The organism is Acidianus sp. HS-5 (assembly GCF_021655615.1).
Lineage (GTDB): Archaea > Thermoproteota > Thermoprotei_A > Sulfolobales > Sulfolobaceae > Acidianus.
The window spans coordinates 1,421,940-1,441,108 of the sequence record NZ_AP025245.1 but is presented as its reverse complement, the minus strand read 5'-3'; the positions used below and the strand labels follow the sequence as shown (position 1 = coordinate 1,441,108).

Genomic DNA, 19,169 nt, shown 5'->3' with positions numbered 1-19,169 from the left:
TCACTTCACCCCTGCTAATGTACTATAAGCTCTAGTCATCATCCTCTGAGATACTATGAAAAGTGCGGTCAACGGAATTCCCATTATAACCGAACCTGCAGCAAATAAATTATAGTTGGGAGCACTTGCAGGATTTAATAGCCCTGCAGCATAATAAAGGCCGATAGTAGCAGTCCAGTTAGTTACATGAGGTAATAGGAAGGCATAAGCTAAAGCAAAATCTAGGTAAGCTCCTGAGAAACTAAGTATTGCAGTTAAAGCTACTATAGGCAAAGCTAACCTCATAACTATTCTTAAAAATACTTGAAATCTAGATAAACCATCGACCATTGCTATTTCCTCATATGAAGGAGGAATAGAATCTATTGCAAGTTTTGCCAAGAAAGCCGCAAATATTGAAGTCCCAGGAGTATAGGCTATAATTAAACCTATGTAATTCAGCATATGGAATTTAGCGAACATTAAGTAGAGAGGAACTGCTGTGGCAGTATATGGAAAGAAGGTTACTATATAAATAAATGCAGCTAAAGTTTTCTTTGCAGGTATATTTAGTCTAGATAATGCGTAACCAGTTATCATTGCGAGCAAAATTGAAATTACTGCAGTAGAGGAGGCTAAGATCAAACTATTTCTGATCCATATAGGAAAGCTCCCACCATAATAATTAGCGGTTAGCAAATCTTTGTACGCTGCAAAATAGATATGTTTAGGAATCAAATCTGAAACATCTAAAGAGATCAGATTAGGAGCATTGCTTAGCGAAGTCATTATTATATAATATAATGGAAATACAGAAAAAAGAGCCATGAATATTAAAATCGCGTAGGAAATTATTAGTCTAATATATTTTAGAATTTTCATAATCTCACCTCAACTAAACGAATCTAATATATGAGTATATTTTATTACAATTAAACCTAAAATTATCACAAATATTGTAGAAATAACAGACCATGCAGAGGCTAACGCAAAATTACTATAGTCAAAAGCCTCTTGATAAGCATAAACTATGAAAGTTTCAGTAGAAATTCCAGGCCCACCGCCCGTTAATACGAATATAGGATAAAAATTATTCCACGTAAATACGAAACTCGTTATAAATACAAAGGCTATAGTTTTCTTAAGTGAAGGCATAGTTATCCTAAAGAACTTAGTTAAAGTTCCAGCTCCGTCCAAATCTGCTATTTCATACATTTCATGAGGTATGCTCTGTAATGCTGAATAGAACACTGTCATAAAGTAAGGAAATGATAACCAATCATTAGTTAGAATCAATTCTATCCACGCATCTGTAGTTGAAATCAACGAGTTAATTCTAGGCAAATGAAACATAGGTAAAATAAGTCTATTCATCATTCCGTAAGGATCGACCCAAAGTCCTTGCCAAATTAAAAGTGATATAAAGCCAGGAAATGCCCAAGGTAAGATGAGAAAGGCATAGAATAGTGACTTCCCTTTAATTTCCTTCTGGTTTAATATTAATGCCAATAAAAAACCTAGACCCATCATAGTAATTAAGCTACCTAAAGTCCATATTAGTGTATTCTTAATTAATGTCCAGAAATAACCACACTTGAAAATTATAACATAATTATACAATCCTACAATATTATATCTAAGTAAATGGAATAAATTCATGTTAGTAAAAGAGATATATAAAGCGTAAACCAAAGGTAAAATAAATATAAATATTGTAAAAATCAATATAGGAAGAATATAAAAAAGGCTATTATCTTCACTTTCTTTATTTTCTGCTTTCATAAAGCCTTCACCTTATATTTAATTTCAGGAATCATGAACACTGAGAGTAACAGCAATACTGCATCAAGGAATGCCGGAGGTAATGGAAGTATCTCAAATGACGAAGATAAGAAGCCGTTCTTCTTTAAGCAACTAATAAAGTTGCTCTCCATAGTTTGAGTTGCTGTTTGTGCATTAATCTGTTGTGCGAAGAATTCGCTAGCACCTATGTGGAATGAGTCCCAGTAATATGCCATTTGCGGTATATTGGGGAATTTCTGAGTATACTGTGCTTGTTCTAGAACTCCTTCCATTATTTGGTTAAGATATGATGGGGATAATTTTCCTGCTTTCAATTCCGCCATTGCTTCGTTATAAGCCACTTTATTGGCAGGTATATCGTGAGCTACGTTCCATAATCTATATGTAGACTGGCAGTTAGTTACGAATAATATGAAGATTAATGCAGCCTTTATCTGTAATGAGCATGCTCCGCTAACAGACGGATTAGATATCATCCAGCCAGTAGCTCCTAAGAATGGCTCAGCTCTCATTCCAGTTTGGCTTATAACAGGCAGAGGTGCTGCTCCTAAATTAGAACCTAAGGCTTGCAAGTATGCACCAAGATCCCAAGGTCCGTCAAATATAATTGCTGCTTTGCCAGCTTCGAACAGTTCTCCTTCTGCTCCTCCAGCTCCAGTACTGGGTGCTAAATAGTTAACATGTAAATCATAAGTAAGGTTGTACCAGAAGTTCAACGCGTCAGCCATTGCAGTTGAATTAAGCGCTGGAACAACTTGGCCGTTTTGAGTAGTAAATATATGTCCTCCGTATCCTGCAAACCACGCAGCAAATCTGTAACCGTACTCATCGCTAGCACCATAGGCTATTCCCCAGACATGATCTGTAGTATTTACTTGCTCAGCAATTTTTACCATTTCGCAAGTTGTATTTGGAGCATAAGGTATGTATTGCTTGTTATAGAACATTAATATATAGTTAATATCATCTGGAAGACCGTAAACTGCTTTTCCTATGGACCAATCAGATATAGAGCAATTTAGATATAGTGAAAATACTTGAGGCGGTAAATAATCGCTTAGATTCAATAGCAGTCCAGCACAGAATAATGCGCCTCCGGAGTTTGAAGTATCTCTATATACTATCGGAGCATCGTGGGCTTTTGCTGCAGTTTCGAAATTAGAACAGCCTACTCCAACACCGTAAGTTACATCCACATGAATCCACGGAAATTCGCGTTCGAAAGCAATTAGCGTCTTATTGAACGCTTCGTTTTCTGAGGTACTATAGCTATTCCAAACAGTTATGGTCACGGACTTCGAAGGAGCTGAAGTAAGTCCTACTATCTTCATCAAGTCGGTTGCATTGGTTATGTTTAAAGGTGTAGTAATTGTAGGAGGTTTTGTGCTGGTAGTTGTAGTAACGCTTGACGGAGGTTTGACAAGAACATAAAATACTGCGATTGCAGCTACGATAATTATTACGACCACTATTATAGCCGTTACTCTAGATAAGGCCAATTTGGAATTCTTTCTATACTTCATTATTTTACACCTACAAGAAAATTACCCGTATTATATCTTTTAAATTTTGTTGTATAAGTTGATAACTATAACTATATAATAATGTTAGTTATTACTGTAACAACAATTTAACTTTATTCATATCTATATAAATACCTTGTAAATGCTTATATAAAAAATAAGTATATGGAATACAAAAGCAAAGTCATTTATAAGAACTCGCAATAATTCTTAAGAATACAAAAGGGCCTATCTAAAAACTTTATAAAATAGTATAATTTAACTAACTTTTTAAAAGAAAACTTTATTTCCGATTCTAAAAGTTTTTCATGATGTTAATCAAACAAAAAATTTTCGCATATATCGTTTTTATACTTTTTTTGATAAGTTTAACGTCTATAGCAACATTTAGCCAGTCTCATACATATACTGTAAATTTTGGTGTAACTCTCTCAGGTTACGTTACAGTCTATATATCTGGAATATGTAAATCCAATACAGTTATCCTACATTACGGTATTGAAAACGGCCCTCAGCAATCTTGGACGGAAGTTTTTAACAAAGAAATGTCATGGGACGGAAGTAATTTTACAGCAACAATAGGCCCATTTAATAACGGAACATGGATAGCTTGGGTATTTTACGATAATACTACTGGACAATGGATTAATTACAACTGCCACCCGTTCTGGAATTGGAATCTGGAAGTAAACCCAACTAATGTAGGTCAAACATATGCTACCGTTCTCCAGAACGGTTCTATATTAATTACAGCGATAGGTAGAGCTCCAGACGATCTATTCATCCATTACGGACTTACTACCGGTCCACAAACAGGTTTATCATGGACTGATATATCTTGTACGGAAATGCAATATAACCCACTATGGGGAAATTATTCAATAATTATTGGTCCATTTCAACGTGGCCAATGGGTTCAATGGGTTTACCACGACCAGACAATAAACTCATGGATACATAATACATCTTGCACAAACTTCGCGATTCAAGATATTTATTCTCCAATTTCTGTTATTAACTCTACATACAACAAATATGTATATACAGAAGGAGAAAATACAACTGCTGCCCTATATTTAAATAATGAATATGGTAAATCGGTACAAAGTACGTTCTGTTTAGATATAAATTCTGTAAAACATAATTTTACTGTAAATCTCAAGTCCGGAATAAACGAGGTAAATCTTACCTTCAGTACTAAGTGTATTCCACAAGGAATTTACTATCCAACACTTAAGATTTACTACAACAATTCCCTATGCAGAGTTACTCAGTTACAAGGATTATATATATTGAATGTTACAAACAAGAAACCCTTAAGTTTCGTATTAGTATGGAACATGCATCAACCATTGTATGTTGCTCCTAACGGATCGTGGGAACAGCCCTGGGTATGGCTACATACTGGCCAAGATTTTTACTGGAACGGACAGTTAGTAGGTTCTTACGAGTTACAAGCAATGTTAATAAATGAATTTAATGTTGCCGTAACGATTGACTTTACTCCAGTCTTACTATATCAATGGGAAACTATATTGCATGAAAGAAATGCCACATTTACTTCTAACTTTGGCGTTAACGTTACTCATGATCTTATTGCAGTTAATTATACTTTGAATTTATTTAGGAAATTAGTACAGGAAAATAAAGTAGACGTGCTTACAGTGCCTTTTTATCACCCGTTACAACCCTTGTTATTAGAAGACGGATACTGGAGTGACGTGCAGACCCAAATATTAATGGGGAAAAATATGACTAAGGAAGTGTTTGGAGTTTGTGCTAACGGTACATGGACTCCAGAAATGGCGTTCTGCATGGCCCTTGTAGGTCTTTATAATGAAAGTAACATCTCTTACACTATATTAGACTGCGAAGCTTTCCTTCCTTATGTGACTTTAGTTAACGGGACTATAAACCCCGATGAACCTTTCATAGTGGAGAACAACTTAGGTCAGACGATCTATGTGTTGTTCAGAAATACTACCTTGTCTAATGAGTTCGGCTTTAAATTCTTCAGCCAATCTCCTCAGCTTACAGCTAAGGAATTAATTCAACAATTAGCTCAGATTTACATGAGTAAACCGGGCGGAGTGGTTACTGTAGCACTTGATGGAGAAAATCCGTTAATATTTAATCCTACTACTGGTCCTTCAGATCTCTATGCTATATACTCTTCGTTATCTCACTGTCAAGGAAAATGGTTGATTACGCAAACTGCATCTGAAGCTATAAAGACCCATAAGCCTACAGCATTAATTACTAACTTACCGGTTAATTCGTGGGATCTCAACTTAGACTATTGGAATAACGGTTGTCCCGGTAAAATTGAGGTATGGCAGAATTTATCCTTAGCTAGAGAATACTTAGTTGCTTACACGGTTATGCTGGGTAAACAAATTTCTCCAGAAGTCTCGCTATTATTTAATGATACACCGAATTCTACTGCATTACTTTATACATTATGGAATTACTTATATGTTGCAGAAGGAAGCGATTGGACCTGGCAAACTGGAGCTCCAGCTCACGGTCCTATATGGTTTAAGGAGCAAGCAATACTCTACACTACTACAATAGTTAATATAACAAAAGCACAATTCTCAAAGATTAACATAACATGTACTATAGAAGGAGTTAACTGCGTAATAGCAATAATTAACAATAATTTACAACATAAGATCGTATTGAATATCGTAGCAAATAATGGAACGCATTGTGTATGCAAAACAGTTGAATTGCGCCCAGGCATTAATATTATAACGCTGTGCGGAATTTCCGGAAAGGTTACAATATGTATGTATTCTCCAGTAACTAAAGGAGAGATAGGAGACGCGATAGTACCGATTAATTCTCACGGTTTCCTTATACAGAAGACCATCGTTAACCAAAGTTTATCTTGTTTAAAGGTTAATAAAATAGAGTATATTGTACATCCGCAGGAGTTAATACTATTACCAGGCCTAATCATAGGTATAGCATTAGTAGTCTTTATAGAAAAAGGCATAAAGGGGATTTAATAAGCTAAAATCTTTTTTATCATATAATGAAGTTCGGTTTTTCCATCTCCTCATTTCAATTTGAGGAATTAAACCAAAACTCAGACTGGTATTTATGGCTAACGGACTACGTTAACTTAGTTAGTAGGAAAGTTGTTGGAGAATTGCCTACAAAAAACTTCTACTTAACGAAATATAAAGAAATCCACGATATTGCGGTAAAATTAAACGCGAACATTTGGAGAACTAACCTAAGTTGGGGAAGGCTGTTCCCATCTAAGGATAAAGTATCTACTGAGGCGGTTGAGAAATATAAAGAGGTACTGAAAGACCTCAAAGAGAAAGGATTCCAGGTAATACTATGCTTAAACCACTTCGATTTACCTATCTGGATTCATGACCCTATTACTGCAAGAGATTCATTATTAACTCAAGGTCCTCTAGGTTGGTATTCTTCAACTACTGTTGAGGAGTTTGTAAAATATTCCCGTTTCGTTCATGATACGTTCTCGGAATATGTAGACATGTGGTGTACATTTAATGAACCAAATCTCATGATAAATTTTGGTTATCTTCAAGGCGTTTTTCCTCCTGGAATAAGCAGTAGGAATGCTTACGAAATAGCCTTAAATAACGTAATTAAAGCTCACCAAAAAGTTTACGACGAACTGAAGGGTGAAAAAGTCGGTATTGTTTACAATATTCCGGCGGTACAAGGTAAGGGTGAAGAGGAAATACTTGATTTCCTTAAGAAAATTGAATTTGACTGGTTAGGTGTAAATTACTATACCAGGCTAGTAACTGATGAAAGAGGAATCCCTCTAGAAGGCTACGGGCCTTTCTGCCAATTTGGCTCAAAAGAAGGAAGGGAAGTATCTGACTACGGTTGGGAAGTTTATCCTGAGGGACTTATTGATGTTCTTAGAAAGGCGTCAAGTTTCGGTAAATCTATATTAGTAACTGAGAACGGAGTCGCCGACGAAAAGGACAGGATTAGGCCTAAGTTTATAAATGAGCACGTAAACGCAATTAAGAAATCTGGGGTAAAGGTTGATGCTTACATGTATTGGTCCCTTTACGACAACTTTGAGTGGAATTTCGGTTACAGAATGAAATTTGGGCTTTATGATATTAATTTAAATCCAAGACCTAGCGCATCCGTCTTTAAGGAATTACAAGGGTAGTTCACGGCTTAATCCCAGTAACTTCCTCATATATTCCTTCAAGAATTTTCTTATGTTCCTCAGATCTTACTTCAGTAACATTTAAGTGATTGTAAAACTCCGTAACACTCCTAAACCTTTTTCCGCATACTGGACACTTCATTCCATTAGACCTTAATACTGACTCTAACCTGGGCATTATAACTTGAGTTATGAAAGCCCTCCTCACGTCAATAAGGCTTCCAGTAGTTATTTCCTCGCTTTGCACTATTTCCTGTTTTGCTATTTCCAATCCGATAGAGGCTAAATATTCTAGCTCTTTCCTGGAAACTATTCCTTCGTGAACAAGCTTATGCAAAACATCCTTTTGCGTAGAAAGTTCGTAAGTTACGTGAGGTAATCTAATTATCCACCTTACATTAGGCACGAAAGTTACCGTAATAGTTACGTTTCCCCGCTTTAGAGTTCGAGGTGCAACTTTCTCGAAACCAATAAGCAGAAGAGCCTTGAAGAGCGTCAAATTTGCCATATGCTATTTTTGATTAAAATATTTTAAATCTTAACTTGTGTTTTGGTTCGATATGAGAACTTTGATCCTCAGCAATAATGTCGAAAGTAGCGTTCTCCAATAGGACTCCTCTGGAAGTTTTTGCTAATAAATATCTAAGGAAATCCAACGTAGAGTAAGGTAAAGTAATAATCCCTTTATCTTGAACAAGGACTTCAATAACTTTCTTCTTATGATCAACAAATAGAATGAAATTATTCTCCTCAAGTAAATCAACCAGGTCTAGAACTGTATAGTCTCCAACCACTAGCTGGCCATAATTTTTCACGAAATACCTCAAATTAACATTTTCTAGGTCATATACAATCATTGGCCTGGCGAACCTAATTTCCACTCCATCTAAGTCCTGAAGTTCCTTCTTAATTTCCCTCACTTTTCCATCATATAAAAATTTCTTATCTTTAGTTATGAATAAAAACTTGCCAGCCATAATATCAATTTTCTCACTAATGAATTTAAGCTTTTGTTATGAAAACTTCTGAATATATAATGTACATTATGTATATATTTCTATATATAAGTTATATAAACTATATAGAAATATATAGAAATCAGATAGGCTACTAACTATGAGTAAGTAAAAGAAATCGTTTTTAACATATCTAAAGTACTCTAATCTTTTAAGGAGGAATTTTAACTTAAGCCTATGAAGTTCCTAAGAGATTCTACTGGACTCGTAAAGGAGTTTGGAGCTTTAGACGCATTCGCATTAAACTTCTCGTTCTTAGGACCTGCAGCAGGAGTATCTTATCCGTTGTTCGTCTCAGCCTTCCTTCCAGAGTCTAGTTGGATACTCTCAGTAATCCTTGGAGCAGTATTAATGATTCCACTTGTACTTAATTATTATTTATTAAATTCAATAATCTCTAGATCTGCAGGAGATTACGTTTACGTTTCTAGAGCTTTCGGCCCTTTTGCAGGGAGTGTATTAGGAATGTCACTGTTAATGTCTTTCATGATGGGATTTCCAGTTTTAGCAATGCTTGAAGTCATAATGGTAATAGTACCGGGGTTACAAGCAATAGGCTATAGCCTCGGTGATGAGGTATTGATTAACTTTGCAAATTCCATACTCTCTTCTCCTGTAGAGTTATTTGCCACAACTACACTTATCGTGCTAGTAACTTTCCTACTTTCATCATCTGAAAGGCATTACGCTAGAACTTTCCGTTACTTGACATTCCTACAGATAATTGGTACTGTAATAATGATTTATGGTCTACTTACCTTCCGTCCTTCCGAAGTTAGTCTAGATCCTAAGTTCAGTACCCAAACTTTAGCATTATCATCTATTTTTGTACTATCAATGTTTGCATTTGCTAATGCTCCTTCATTCTTTGCAGGTGAAATAAAGAAGAGTAGGAAAAGCTTCCTAGCAGGATATTTATTATCTTACGTAACTGCTACAATTTTTGCCCTGCTTTTGATACTTTCTCTAAAAATAGGAATAGGAAGGGAAAATTATGTATCAGCAGTTATTTCGGGTTGGAATTTGCCAATTTCTACTTCATCACTCCTTTCATTTGGATCATTACCTTTCATTCATTACCCCGCAGTAGTAGTACTAATATTCATAACGGCACTAAGTTGGTATTTACTTTACGCAATGATAAATGTAGGAGCGTCGGCAAGGATTTTGTTCTCATTATCTTTTGATAGGTTATTGCCATCGTTTTTAGCTGATGTTAAGAAAGGAGTTCCTTTTAATGCCCTCTTGTTTTCTTTCCTAGTATCAATGGTGTTCAACTACGTTGAAGTATACCTGGGATACTCAATAAGCTTTGCAATTGATGGTCTTTGGTTCGTTATATGGAATTACTTGATAGTTGCTATTGCATCAATAAAGTTTTACAAGTTGGACAAGAGAATACTTTACACCTCACTCTCTTCAGTACTTGCACTTTCCGCAGTAGTATTCATAACATTATATTATGGAGTAATTAATTCCACATTCGGAGGAGTGATCTTTGAAGGCAATTTTGCGTTTGATATAATTTCAATTTTCATTCCGCCAATTACCGGTGCAGTGACGTACGTAATATCTCAAAAGGTTAGGAGTAAACAGGGAATAAAACTCTCTTTAATATATAAGGAAATACCGCCTGAATAATTTAAAAAAGAGGAGAAAAAGATTAGAGTAAATGCAAATCCTAAAAACATCTGCAGACGTTTACCTAGAAGAGGGAGATGAATTTCTAAAGAGGAGTGACCTATCGCAGGCGTCAGAGAAGTATTATAAAGCTGCAGAAGAAGCAATAAAAATACTTTCTGGTATTCTTTTAGATGATATAATTTCTGAGGTCAGAAATAAGGATTGGAATACAGAAATAATCAATAAGGCTGTATTTAAATTGTCAGAAATTCTTGGTAAGTGGGTAATTGAAAGTTGGGGGTCAGCAATTGCATTAATAACAGTAAACCTAGATGCCCAACAAGTAAAAGAATATAGGGAAAGTATAGCTAAATTAGTCCAGATTGCTGACGAAAGATTCAATAGAAAAGTTATTGAGAGAAGCTGACGAACTACTGATGAAAGGTGACTTAATTCAAACTTCAGAGAAGTATTATAAAGTTGCAGAAGAAGTAATAAAAATACTTTCGTTTAGGAATTCAATAAAAACCGTTCTTAAGGTCAAAAGCCTTGGGCATTGGAATTCAAAAATGTACTTTGATGCATTAGATGAGCTTGAGAGAATATATCCGGGTATAAAGTCACTTTGGAAATCAGCCTGGATATTGCACGTGGAAGGTTTTCATGAAGTTGCTCTAAGCCAAGAGAGTGTAAATTTTCTCAAGTCAGATGTGGAAAAGATCGTGAAATTACTATATCTCAAAAGGAATTTCGAATTCTCATATTCTTTTATCAGTTATTCGTTAAATTTTTAGTCTTTAAGGTTAGAAAGATAAGAATTGGAGTTGATACTCCTATTACTATAGACACTGATAGTAAAGGACTAAAATATTGTATTACATATCCTACAACTATTATTGCAGTAAAGAATCTCATTCCGAACGTTATAAATGACCTAAAGCAAATTTACACTTAAAAATCTCTATGTAAAGTTCATTTTACTAAATTATAAAGGAAATTTTACTTGATATTGACAAAAGAAGGAGAGACTATAGAAACTCTGGTTAAATAAAAGCAGGATAAATGAGTTAATTGTTAATTCTGCAGTTTAAAACGTCTGCTACGTCACTGAACTAATGACGTAATTCACTGCCTCATCCATTTTCTTGATTATCTCATGTGTAATACCATATTCTCTTGCAATTTCACTAGGCATTCTTGCTTCCACAAATGTTTTTCCGTCTTTCTCCCAAATTGCTACCCTAAGAGGTAAATCTATACTTACTTCTATATTCTGCTCCATTAGTAAAGTTCCTACCTTAGGGTTACCGAATATTATAACCTTATCCTTAGGTAGAGATATCCCGACATTTTTCGCGTTTTTTGAGTGATCTATTTCAGCAAATATCTCCCCAATTTCCTTTATTTTATTCTTTAAAATCTTCTCACATTCATCAAAATTAAATCTACATTCTTTAATTATCATATTCCTAAAAGTGCTTCAACTTTTTTATTCCTTTTCCTTAATCTTCAGATTATTTGAAAGCTACATACTTTGAGAAAGCTCAGATCAATTACGCAAAGCTCATCTACTACACTCATGGAAGAAATAAATAGCATAATAACTATTATTTTCAATATAATATTAATCTAAATAAGAAAGATTTTTTAATATGTCTTCTCCTTATCTTACAGTCTATGAAAAGTGGAATACTAGGTTTATGTTCAATAAGAAAACTGTTTAGAAGAACTGGTGGAATGCCAGACGAATTGATAAATTTGTTATTCTGGATAATGTATTACTAATACTAGATAATTCTTTTCAGGTCAAGTAATGATAAATACGTAACCTCACATTCTCAATAGAAGTTACGAGCAATATAAGGATACTTTATAGCGTAGATTCAAAAACCGAGTGTTTGGAAGATGAGATCTCATAAGAAGGTTTACGGTCCTTAGCCTACTTCTCAACAATTTCCTTAACCTTGATTATTTCATCCTTGTCCGATTCAACGTAATAGTATTCCCTATATTTTCCAGTCTTTATGAGTATACACTTGCTGAGAAGATTAAAAAGTATACACTTACTTATTTCATTAAATTTTGAAAAATTGTCAAGTAAATAGTAAAAGTGGAAGTACTAGCTTATACAATATCTCTTCTCCTTACCAAGACTGAGTACTTTCATGTTATACTTAAATATTCGGCTAGCTAAATCTTAATTGTATGAAGGAAGTTGTCATTCAACTTGACGATGATGTATATGAAAGTATACTTAACTTGGCACTGGAAAAGTATGGTACTAAAGATATATCCAAGTTAATTAATGAGTTATTAAAAGAATCATTAAAAAGAAACGGAAAAGTAAGAATGAGCATAAGTATAAGACTTGAAGGCGCAGAGAAGCTAACTCCAGAGGAGATAGATAGACTTGCAGAGGAAGAATTTGGCAATAGTAGACACTAATGTTTTAATTTATGATCTATTAGAAAATTCTGAATTTCATGAAATCAGTAGAAAATTGCTTGATAATCTAGATAGAATGTTAATTTTACCTAATATTATAGTGGAATTTATACTTGTGTCTAAAAGATTAAAAATCCCAAAAGATACTATAATTTCGAAAGTTAAAGAAATCCTAGATAATAGTATAATAATACATATCTTGAAATCAGACATCACGACTGCAATAACACTAAATATTAACGAAATAAATGATTCACTCTTAGTAGCCGTAGCAAAAAGGCTTAATTTATCTGTGATATCATTCGACAAAGATGTAGAAAAGTTAGGAGAAAAATTAGGAGAAAAAGTTATTCATGGATAAAGATTTATTAAATATCTAGTTTAGTTTAATATAATTAAAAATTGATATTTAAACTGAATATTAAACAAATTAATTAAAACAACTATTTTCCTATATAGTTGTATTAATATCTGGTTAGAATCTAATGAGTACTAAGAGAAGAGACTTAATTACGCTTAGAATTACGAAAACTAGAAGATTATAATTCATTTTTAGCTTATCGAATTATCATATTTTTACTCCTATCTACTCTTGCATATAGATTTTAATATTATTTTGTGAAAATTCTCATCATGAAGTTTTGCCCAAAATGTGGATCTTACATGAGACCTAGAGGAGAATATATGGTTTGCGTAAAGTGCGGATATAAAGAGAAAGGAGTAGATAACGTAGTATTCACTGAAAAGAAGTCCCACGATAGGGAAGTAACTATTGTTGCAGACGGGAGAAGAATTAAAGGAGGAGTTGCACTAAATCTATGTCCTAGATGCGGTAATGCCGTAGTAATAAAAATTGGGAAGAAATATAAGTGCAGGGCTTGTGGTTACGTCTTTTGATCATCTTCTACCAAAATGCATTCTCCTATAGGGTCTTTGCTTCCTTGCAGGTTTCTTACTCATAAATACGTTTTTATTCTCAGAACGCTTTAATTCTTTATGATAACTTTCAGCGTAAGTAGAAAGTTTAACGCTTCACCTCTGACAGTTTGGGAAATAGTTAAAGACATAAATTCTATCCCTAAATACTGGAAAGGAACTAGAGAACTCCAACTTAACAAAGTGGGAGAAGGAGTTTATGAAGGGAAAATAAGGTTTGCATTTCCTTCAAAAGGTAAAATAAGACTTACTGTAGACGATGAGAATAGAAAGCTTACTTTCTCTTACCTCTCTGGACCTATAAAAGGTTATAACGTAGTGGAAGTTAAGGATAATGAAATAACCTCCACTTGGAAAGTTAAAATGAGTCTTTTGCTATCATTTGCAGAGAACTGGAACGCAAAGCACTTTAAAGAAGGCACAGAACACGCGTTAGAGAGAATAATTTCTGAAGCTATAAGCAAGGCAAGTATTTCATAATTACGTTTTGCATAATTTATATACTTTTTAAAAAATTAGGGAGAAAATCTTTTAGGTTTTTCTATTAACGCCTAATTAATGGCTAGCTCAAGTAAAATTTTCGTTCGTGAAAGTTCGGGATTATTAAAAGATGTTTCATTAACTGATGCAATAATGCTCAATCTAGGAAACCTCTCTGCGGGAGAAGCACTCTTCGAATCAATATCCCCTTATGTAGGACAAGGTGGAGTTCTTTGGTTAGCCTCAGTGTTTGCTTTCGTTCTATCTGTCCCTCAGATCATAGTCTACACATTAATGACGCTGAAAATTAGAAGAACTGGGGGAGATTACGTATGGATAACTAGGAATATAAACGGCAGTGTAGGGTCTATTTTAGCTTTGTCTTACTTAATACAAAGCACGGCGTTCTTTGCAATAATAGCCTTCTTCTCTGCATCTTCAGTTAATGCAGTACTTTGCGTAATAGGAAAACTGAACGGAAATCCTTCACTTCTTTACTTGGCTTCCCACATTTTCGTTAACCCGTATTGTGCACCTACATTAGACCAAAGGTTAACATTCTACGGAATTTCTGCCCTATTTTTTGGAATAGTAATTGCATTAAATATAAGGAAAGCCTCTTGGGGTTACAAGCTTGTTACAGGCTTAGGAATATTCTCTGTATTAACACTAATCTTAGGAATAGCAGTAATAGCTGTAAACGCTTCCGACTTCTTTACTAAAATCGCGCCTTTCACTTCAGCATTTAGCATACCTACAGCTTCGGGCAAAGTGTTCTTCCCTTCAGATTTCAGTATCTTTGCTACGTTAGCTCTTTTACCAATGTTCGCTCTATATACATATCCCTGGATTAATGCAGGCCCTTCAGTTTCTGCCGAATTCAGGAATGCCGAGAAAGTTGCTAAACTAAACATAATCATAGCTTCACTCTTAACTTTTCTGCTAGTTACTGGAGCTTTCCTAGAAATGGACTTAGTTGCAGGATACAATTTTAACATCTCAGCATATCCTACATTCATTTATAACTTCTGGACTGTAGCTATAGCGCTGGCAGGAAATCCAGTCCTTCAATGGATAATAGGCTTAGGCGTAATACTATGGAACTTCTACACACTATCTTACGGAGTAGTAATGTTCTCAAGATATGTTTTCGCATTATCCTTCGATAGAGTACTTCCGGAAAAGTTTTCAGAGGTTAATAAGTACGGCTCACCTATCTACGCCCACCTTCTAGACCTTACAATAACTTTAGTCCTACTTACAGTCCCTGTTCTGTCAGTATCTGCTGCATCTTCACTTTATGGGACTACGATCTTAGGTGCTGTTTACTTACTCTTTGGAGTATCGGCTGGAGCAATTTACGGTTTTAAGAATAAGGAAAGAATCCTGCAGATTGCAGGAATAATTGCAGCAGGATACTTAGGGTACCTAGCTTATGAGGCAGCTACTGACCCAATATTCGGCTTCATGACGCCTAGTGGAGTTAATATGATAACTTTAACTTTCGTAGTGTCTGCTTATGTCTTTGCAATAGCAGTTTACTTCGCGTCGTGGTATAAACATAAGAAAGAAGGAATAGACGTTTCTACGGCGTTTAAAGAAATACCTCCAGAATAAAAATTTTTCTCACTTTATTACAAATAAAGAAAAAATTTCTTTTTAATCTGTATACGGTGGAATTACTTCTCCTGCAGTAGGATCTTTACTGTAGTCTATGTATACGTTCTTTACTTTAACGTATTCCTCTATTCCGTATTTTGAGTTCTCTCCTGCTTGTCCTGACATCCTGAACCCTGTATGGTAGCCCTGTGATGCTTCTGGTCCAGGCATATTAACGTAAAGCTCTCCGAACTTTATTTCCCTGGCAGCTTTCATCACTAAGCTAACGTCCTTTGTAAACAAGTAGGAAGCTAAACCGTAATCTGAATCGTTTGCAAGCTCTATAACTTCGTCGAAGTCATCTCCTACTTTCATTGCTCCGATAACTGGACCGAATACTTCTTCTCTGAATATTTCCATGTTCTGTTTAACGTCTGTAAGTATTGTTGGCATGTAGAAGAATCCTTTTGAATACATATCGGGTAATTGAGGCTTTCCTCCTCCGTATATTACCTTTGCACCTTGGTTTATTGCCTCATCTACAAATCCGGACACTTTCTTTAACTGTTGGTTATTTATTAGAGGCCCCATGTCACTTGTTCTCGGTTCTCCTATCTTCAATGTCTTTGTTTTCTCTATAAATAAATTAAGGAACTTATCATAAACGTCCTCGTGAACGTAAAGTCTCTCTGCGGCAATGCAAGATTGTCCTGCATTCCAATACTTAGCCCACATTAACACTTTTGCTGCCAATTCTAAGTCAGCATCTTTCCATACAATGAATGGAGCTTTACCTCCCAATTCTAAGATAAGCTTAGCCATAATTGACGATGATGATTTCATGACTTGAACGCCAGTCTTGGATTCTCCAGTCAAAGTAATTACAGAGATCTTTTTATGTGAAGTCATGTAATCTCCTATAACGCTTCCTTTACCGGTGATTAAATTGACAGTTCCTGGAGGAAATCCTGCTTGTCTTACCTTCTCAACTATATAGCCTGCAACGAAAGGAGTATCTGAACTTGGCTTTACAATTACGGTGTTACCGGTTATTAATGCTGGACCTATTTTCCTAGCTACCATGGCTGCAGGGAAATTCCACGGAGTTATTGCTAAGACTACTCCGTAAGGAATCTTATACTGGAATATTACTCTATCCGGCTTTGTTCCTTCAATCACGTCGCCTGTAATTTTCCTTGCAAATTCTGCGTAATACTGTAACTGGTCTAAAACACCGTCTACCTCTTGTGCTGCTTCTTTTCTCGGCTTTCCTACTTCATCCATCAACAAGTTTTCTAAGCTTTCTCTGTCTTGTCTTATCAAATCTATTAGTTTGTATATGTACTTGCTCCTTTCAACTGAAGTTAATTTTTCCCATTTTTTCTGAGCGTCGTAAGCTGCATCAACTGCTCTATCTACGTCCTCCTTTGATGCGGCAGCAAATTTTCCGTAGAGCTCTCCTGTTGAGGGATTATACTTATTTAAGTATTCTTCAGAAGAAGGTTTTACCCATTCCCCATTAATGAATAACTCTTGAGTTTTCTCCATACATTATATTCTACTTAGATCTTTAAAAATGATACTCACTTCATTTACTAAAAGTGGAAATTAACAGTGTTAATTTCCTCTAATTTTTTAAAAGCTGAAGCCTTTTTCTCTTTCTGTGAAACTAAACTTACTTGAAGCGACTGCAGTAGGCTTAGGTAACATTATAGGTGCAGGAATTTTCGTAATGGCAGGAAGCATAATTTATTTAGCTGGTCCAGGAGCTCTCCTGTCTTTCATTATCACTGGATTACTGGCAATGAGCATTGGCTTAAACAGTGCAGAACTTGCATCTAAATTCCCCAAGACAGAGGGGGGAGTTTATTCCTTTGCTAAGCTGACTATGGGAGATACTGTAGGATTTTTAGTTGGCTGGATGAGGATGATATCTTATTCAGTCTCTGGCGCTGCAACAGCTTTAGGCTTCGCAAGTTACTTACCTTTTCCTTCTTTAGATTATTTAATTGCTGGACTTTTGATAATTATTCTAGGATTAATTTACCTTGCTGGATTAAAGCTTGCTTCAGAAATAGAGACCGTGTTAGTTATAATAAATATAATAGGTTTAGTTTCCTTCATCTCGTTCGCAATCATAGTAGGAAAATTCCTCCCTTCTCACTTTACTCCTATAGCTCCTCACGGAACTCAAGGAATACTTTCCGGAGCTTCCTTAGCTTTTTTTGCTTATTCTGGGTTTAATACTATAGCTACTTTAACTCCTGACGTTGAAGACGGAGAGAGAAAAGTGCCTAAGGCAATAATACTCTCGCTGATCATTACTTCCGTACTTTACATCCTAGTAGTTTTCTCAATGCTTTACATCCTACCATGGCAAATTTACGGTACTCAAGGAAATCCTTTATCCTTCGCTTTACAGGAAATTCACGCACCTTATTACGTCATAATCCTAGTATCGTCAACTGCAGTATTTGCGACAGTTACAGTTACGCTTTCAACTATAATCGCTACTGTAAGGACTTTAAAACAAATGGCTGACGATGATTTAATACCCAGAAGATTCTCTAAGAATTTGCCTTCCGCAGTAGTAGTATTGGGAATAATGGTTGCCTCTCTGGGACTTGGAAACGTTGAATTGATAGGCTTAGTTTCTAATTTCGGTACAGTTTTCTCTTACGTCACTACTGCCGCTGCGGTAATCATATCTAGAAGGAGGGGAATTACCGGAAAGTTCTCATCTCCTGCATATCCTTTACTCCAGATATTGTCCATAGTGCTGTCCTTAGTAGTAATAGCTTCGCTTGGTAAAGATAGCCTAATGCTTGGTGCACTTTCTTTAATAATAGGTTTACTACTTCATGAGGTTCATGTTCAAATTAATGTAATAGAAAAAGGTAAAACTTTAAACCCACACGGTAAATTAAGTTAACGTTTTTAAATTTAGAAGACAATATATTTTATGGATAAATTTGTTACCCACTTGCTAAGTAAAGATAGGAAAAAGTTCGAAGACCCAGAAAAATTCCTCCCTTCACTTATCCACGGTGTCGTAGCTGAGTTAGGTTGCGGTCCAGGATACTATTGCCAATACTTGATTAAGTATGCTGAGAAGGTTTACTGTGTTGATAAAAACAAGGAATTACTTGAAGTTGCTAAAAGTCTTACAAGGGATGCAATTTTCCTCAATGAAGATGCCTGCAAAACTTCTATACCTACTTCATCGGTAGATATAGTGCTCTTTGCAAATTCTTTTCACGATATGAGAGACAAGACTAAGGTCTACGAAGAAGTTAAAAGGATACTTAAGCCTGAAGGTGAAGTAATCATTGTGGACTGGAAGAAGGATGCTAGCTTAGGACCACCTAAAAATATAAGGATGAGTAAAGAGGACTACTTGAGAGTATTCTCTGATTTTTACTTAGAAAAAGAATTTGAAGTCGGACCTTATCATTTCGGTTTAGTATTAAAGAGAAGGAGTTAAAAAAAGAATTTAATCGTTTTTATTCTCCTACTTCCTCAACTTCTGTTAACGGTTTTGCAACTTCCTCAAGGCTTTTCTTTTCCGCGTTAACTCCGTAGAGCATT

Annotated in this window: 19 protein-coding genes; 12 read left to right on the top strand and 7 right to left on the bottom strand. The window is 35.3% G+C overall.

Translation table 11 applies throughout. The features are described 5' to 3' along the window. The 3 genes from HS5_RS07775 to HS5_RS07765 are packed head-to-tail and all read right to left on the bottom strand — an operon-like array spanning position 1 to position 3,305. The gene (locus HS5_RS07775) at positions 1–861 is read right to left on the bottom strand and encodes a sugar ABC transporter permease (protein WP_236750725.1); all 861 of its coding nucleotides are present in this window, start codon (positions 859–861) and stop codon (positions 1–3) included. Positions 862–870: 9 nt separating this feature from the next. Beyond that, entirely contained in the window at positions 871–1,761 is an 891-nt protein-coding gene (locus HS5_RS07770) for a sugar ABC transporter permease (RefSeq protein ID WP_236750723.1), read from the bottom strand. Continuing rightward, positions 1,758–3,305: an extracellular solute-binding protein gene (locus tag HS5_RS07765; protein ID WP_236750721.1), complete on the bottom strand. Its 1,548-nt coding sequence runs from the start codon at positions 3,303–3,305 to the stop codon at positions 1,758–1,760. Before HS5_RS07765 ends, HS5_RS07770 begins: the two co-directional genes overlap by 4 nt. 311 nt (positions 3,306–3,616) lie before the next feature. Here HS5_RS07765 and HS5_RS07760 point away from each other — a divergent pair, with 311 nt between their 5' ends. Beyond that, positions 3,617–6,319: a glycoside hydrolase family 57 protein gene (locus HS5_RS07760; protein WP_236750717.1), complete on the top strand. Its 2,703-nt coding sequence runs from the start codon at positions 3,617–3,619 to the stop codon at positions 6,317–6,319. Between the two features lie 26 nt (positions 6,320–6,345). Beyond that, complete coding sequence (locus HS5_RS07755) at positions 6,346–7,482, top strand: family 1 glycosylhydrolase (RefSeq protein ID WP_236750715.1); 1,137 nt, start codon at positions 6,346–6,348, stop codon at positions 7,480–7,482. A gap of 1 nt (position 7,483) precedes the next feature. On the opposite strand, the gene HS5_RS07750 is transcribed toward HS5_RS07755, so the two are convergent. Both HS5_RS07750 and HS5_RS07745 read right to left on the bottom strand, forming a co-directional pair. Further along, entirely contained in the window at positions 7,484–7,990 is a 507-nt protein-coding gene (locus HS5_RS07750) for a hypothetical protein (RefSeq protein WP_236750713.1), read from the bottom strand. Between the two features lie 13 nt (positions 7,991–8,003). After that, positions 8,004–8,459: a hypothetical protein gene (locus tag HS5_RS07745; protein WP_236750711.1), complete on the bottom strand. Its 456-nt coding sequence runs from the start codon at positions 8,457–8,459 to the stop codon at positions 8,004–8,006. Between the two features lie 216 nt (positions 8,460–8,675). On the opposite strand from HS5_RS07745, the gene HS5_RS07740 reads away from it, so the two are divergent. From HS5_RS07740 to HS5_RS07730, 3 genes are read left to right on the top strand one after another with little or no spacing between them, the layout of a single operon-like run. Beyond that, complete coding sequence (locus HS5_RS07740; RefSeq protein WP_236750709.1) at positions 8,676–10,139, top strand: amino acid permease; 1,464 nt, start codon at positions 8,676–8,678, stop codon at positions 10,137–10,139. A 31-nt stretch (positions 10,140–10,170) separates the two neighbouring features. Further along, complete coding sequence (locus tag HS5_RS07735; protein WP_236750707.1) at positions 10,171–10,548, top strand: PaREP1 family protein; 378 nt, start codon at positions 10,171–10,173, stop codon at positions 10,546–10,548. After that, entirely contained in the window at positions 10,505–10,915 is a 411-nt protein-coding gene (locus HS5_RS07730) for a PaREP1 family protein (RefSeq protein ID WP_236750706.1), read from the top strand. The genes HS5_RS07735 and HS5_RS07730 overlap by 44 nt, the downstream gene beginning before the upstream one ends. A 305-nt stretch (positions 10,916–11,220) precedes the next feature. Here the strand turns inward: HS5_RS07730 and HS5_RS07725 are convergent, their stop codons facing one another. Beyond that, complete coding sequence (locus HS5_RS07725) at positions 11,221–11,586, bottom strand: DUF302 domain-containing protein (protein WP_236750705.1); 366 nt, start codon at positions 11,584–11,586, stop codon at positions 11,221–11,223. A gap of 740 nt (positions 11,587–12,326) precedes the next feature. Between HS5_RS07725 and HS5_RS07720 the strand changes: the two genes are divergently transcribed. From HS5_RS07720 to HS5_RS07700, 5 genes are all read left to right on the top strand, one after another. Then, a complete protein-coding gene (locus HS5_RS07720; protein ID WP_236750704.1) occupies positions 12,327–12,566 on the top strand; it encodes a hypothetical protein in 240 nt (79 codons plus the stop codon). Continuing rightward, the gene (locus HS5_RS07715) at positions 12,532–12,927 is read left to right on the top strand and encodes a PIN domain-containing protein (RefSeq protein ID WP_236750703.1); all 396 of its coding nucleotides are present in this window, start codon (positions 12,532–12,534) and stop codon (positions 12,925–12,927) included. The genes HS5_RS07720 and HS5_RS07715 overlap by 35 nt, the downstream gene beginning before the upstream one ends. Before the next feature lie 272 nt (positions 12,928–13,199). After that, on the top strand, positions 13,200–13,463 hold the full coding sequence (locus HS5_RS07710; RefSeq protein ID WP_236750702.1) for a DNA-directed RNA polymerase subunit M: 264 nt from the start codon (positions 13,200–13,202) through the stop codon (positions 13,461–13,463). A 99-nt stretch (positions 13,464–13,562) separates the two neighbouring features. Beyond that, on the top strand, positions 13,563–13,982 hold the full coding sequence (locus HS5_RS07705) for an SRPBCC family protein (protein WP_236750701.1): 420 nt from the start codon (positions 13,563–13,565) through the stop codon (positions 13,980–13,982). Positions 13,983–14,060: 78 nt separating this feature from the next. Next, positions 14,061–15,599 (top strand): APC family permease, encoded by a 1,539-nt coding sequence (locus HS5_RS07700; RefSeq protein ID WP_236750700.1) that lies wholly within the window; start codon positions 14,061–14,063, stop codon positions 15,597–15,599. Between the two features lie 42 nt (positions 15,600–15,641). Here the strand turns inward: HS5_RS07700 and HS5_RS07695 are convergent, their stop codons facing one another. Beyond that, positions 15,642–17,129, bottom strand: a complete 1,488-nt coding sequence (locus HS5_RS07695) for a D-glyceraldehyde dehydrogenase (protein WP_236750699.1) — start codon at positions 17,127–17,129, stop codon at positions 15,642–15,644. Positions 17,130–17,244: 115 nt separating this feature from the next. Here HS5_RS07695 and HS5_RS07690 point away from each other — a divergent pair, with 115 nt between their 5' ends. Then, the gene (locus tag HS5_RS07690; RefSeq protein WP_236750698.1) at positions 17,245–18,513 is read left to right on the top strand and encodes an amino acid permease; all 1,269 of its coding nucleotides are present in this window, start codon (positions 17,245–17,247) and stop codon (positions 18,511–18,513) included. A gap of 30 nt (positions 18,514–18,543) precedes the next feature. Continuing rightward, complete coding sequence (locus HS5_RS07685) at positions 18,544–19,065, top strand: class I SAM-dependent methyltransferase (RefSeq protein WP_236750697.1); 522 nt, start codon at positions 18,544–18,546, stop codon at positions 19,063–19,065. Positions 19,066–19,169: the final 104 nt, after the last annotated feature.

Coding starts and splice junctions, on each gene's coding strand:
- HS5_RS07775 (WP_236750725.1), bottom strand. CDS start 861: ATGAAAATTCTAAAATATATTAGACTAATAATTTCCTACGCGATTTTA.
- HS5_RS07770 (WP_236750723.1), bottom strand. CDS start 1,761: ATGAAAGCAGAAAATAAAGAAAGTGAAGATAATAGCCTTTTTTATATT.
- HS5_RS07765 (WP_236750721.1), bottom strand. CDS start 3,305: ATGAAGTATAGAAAGAATTCCAAATTGGCCTTATCTAGAGTAACGGCT.
- HS5_RS07760 (WP_236750717.1), top strand. CDS start 3,617: ATGTTAATCAAACAAAAAATTTTCGCATATATCGTTTTTATACTTTTT.
- HS5_RS07755 (WP_236750715.1), top strand. CDS start 6,346: ATGAAGTTCGGTTTTTCCATCTCCTCATTTCAATTTGAGGAATTAAAC.
- HS5_RS07750 (WP_236750713.1), bottom strand. CDS start 7,990: ATGGCAAATTTGACGCTCTTCAAGGCTCTTCTGCTTATTGGTTTCGAG.
- HS5_RS07745 (WP_236750711.1), bottom strand. CDS start 8,459: ATGGCTGGCAAGTTTTTATTCATAACTAAAGATAAGAAATTTTTATAT.
- HS5_RS07740 (WP_236750709.1), top strand. CDS start 8,676: ATGAAGTTCCTAAGAGATTCTACTGGACTCGTAAAGGAGTTTGGAGCT.
- HS5_RS07735 (WP_236750707.1), top strand. CDS start 10,171: ATGCAAATCCTAAAAACATCTGCAGACGTTTACCTAGAAGAGGGAGAT.
- HS5_RS07725 (WP_236750705.1), bottom strand. CDS start 11,586: ATGATAATTAAAGAATGTAGATTTAATTTTGATGAATGTGAGAAGATT.
- HS5_RS07720 (WP_236750704.1), top strand. CDS start 12,327: ATGAAGGAAGTTGTCATTCAACTTGACGATGATGTATATGAAAGTATA.
- HS5_RS07710 (WP_236750702.1), top strand. CDS start 13,200: ATGAAGTTTTGCCCAAAATGTGGATCTTACATGAGACCTAGAGGAGAA.
- HS5_RS07705 (WP_236750701.1), top strand. CDS start 13,563: ATGATAACTTTCAGCGTAAGTAGAAAGTTTAACGCTTCACCTCTGACA.
- HS5_RS07700 (WP_236750700.1), top strand. CDS start 14,061: ATGGCTAGCTCAAGTAAAATTTTCGTTCGTGAAAGTTCGGGATTATTA.
- HS5_RS07695 (WP_236750699.1), bottom strand. CDS start 17,129: ATGGAGAAAACTCAAGAGTTATTCATTAATGGGGAATGGGTAAAACCT.
- HS5_RS07685 (WP_236750697.1), top strand. CDS start 18,544: ATGGATAAATTTGTTACCCACTTGCTAAGTAAAGATAGGAAAAAGTTC.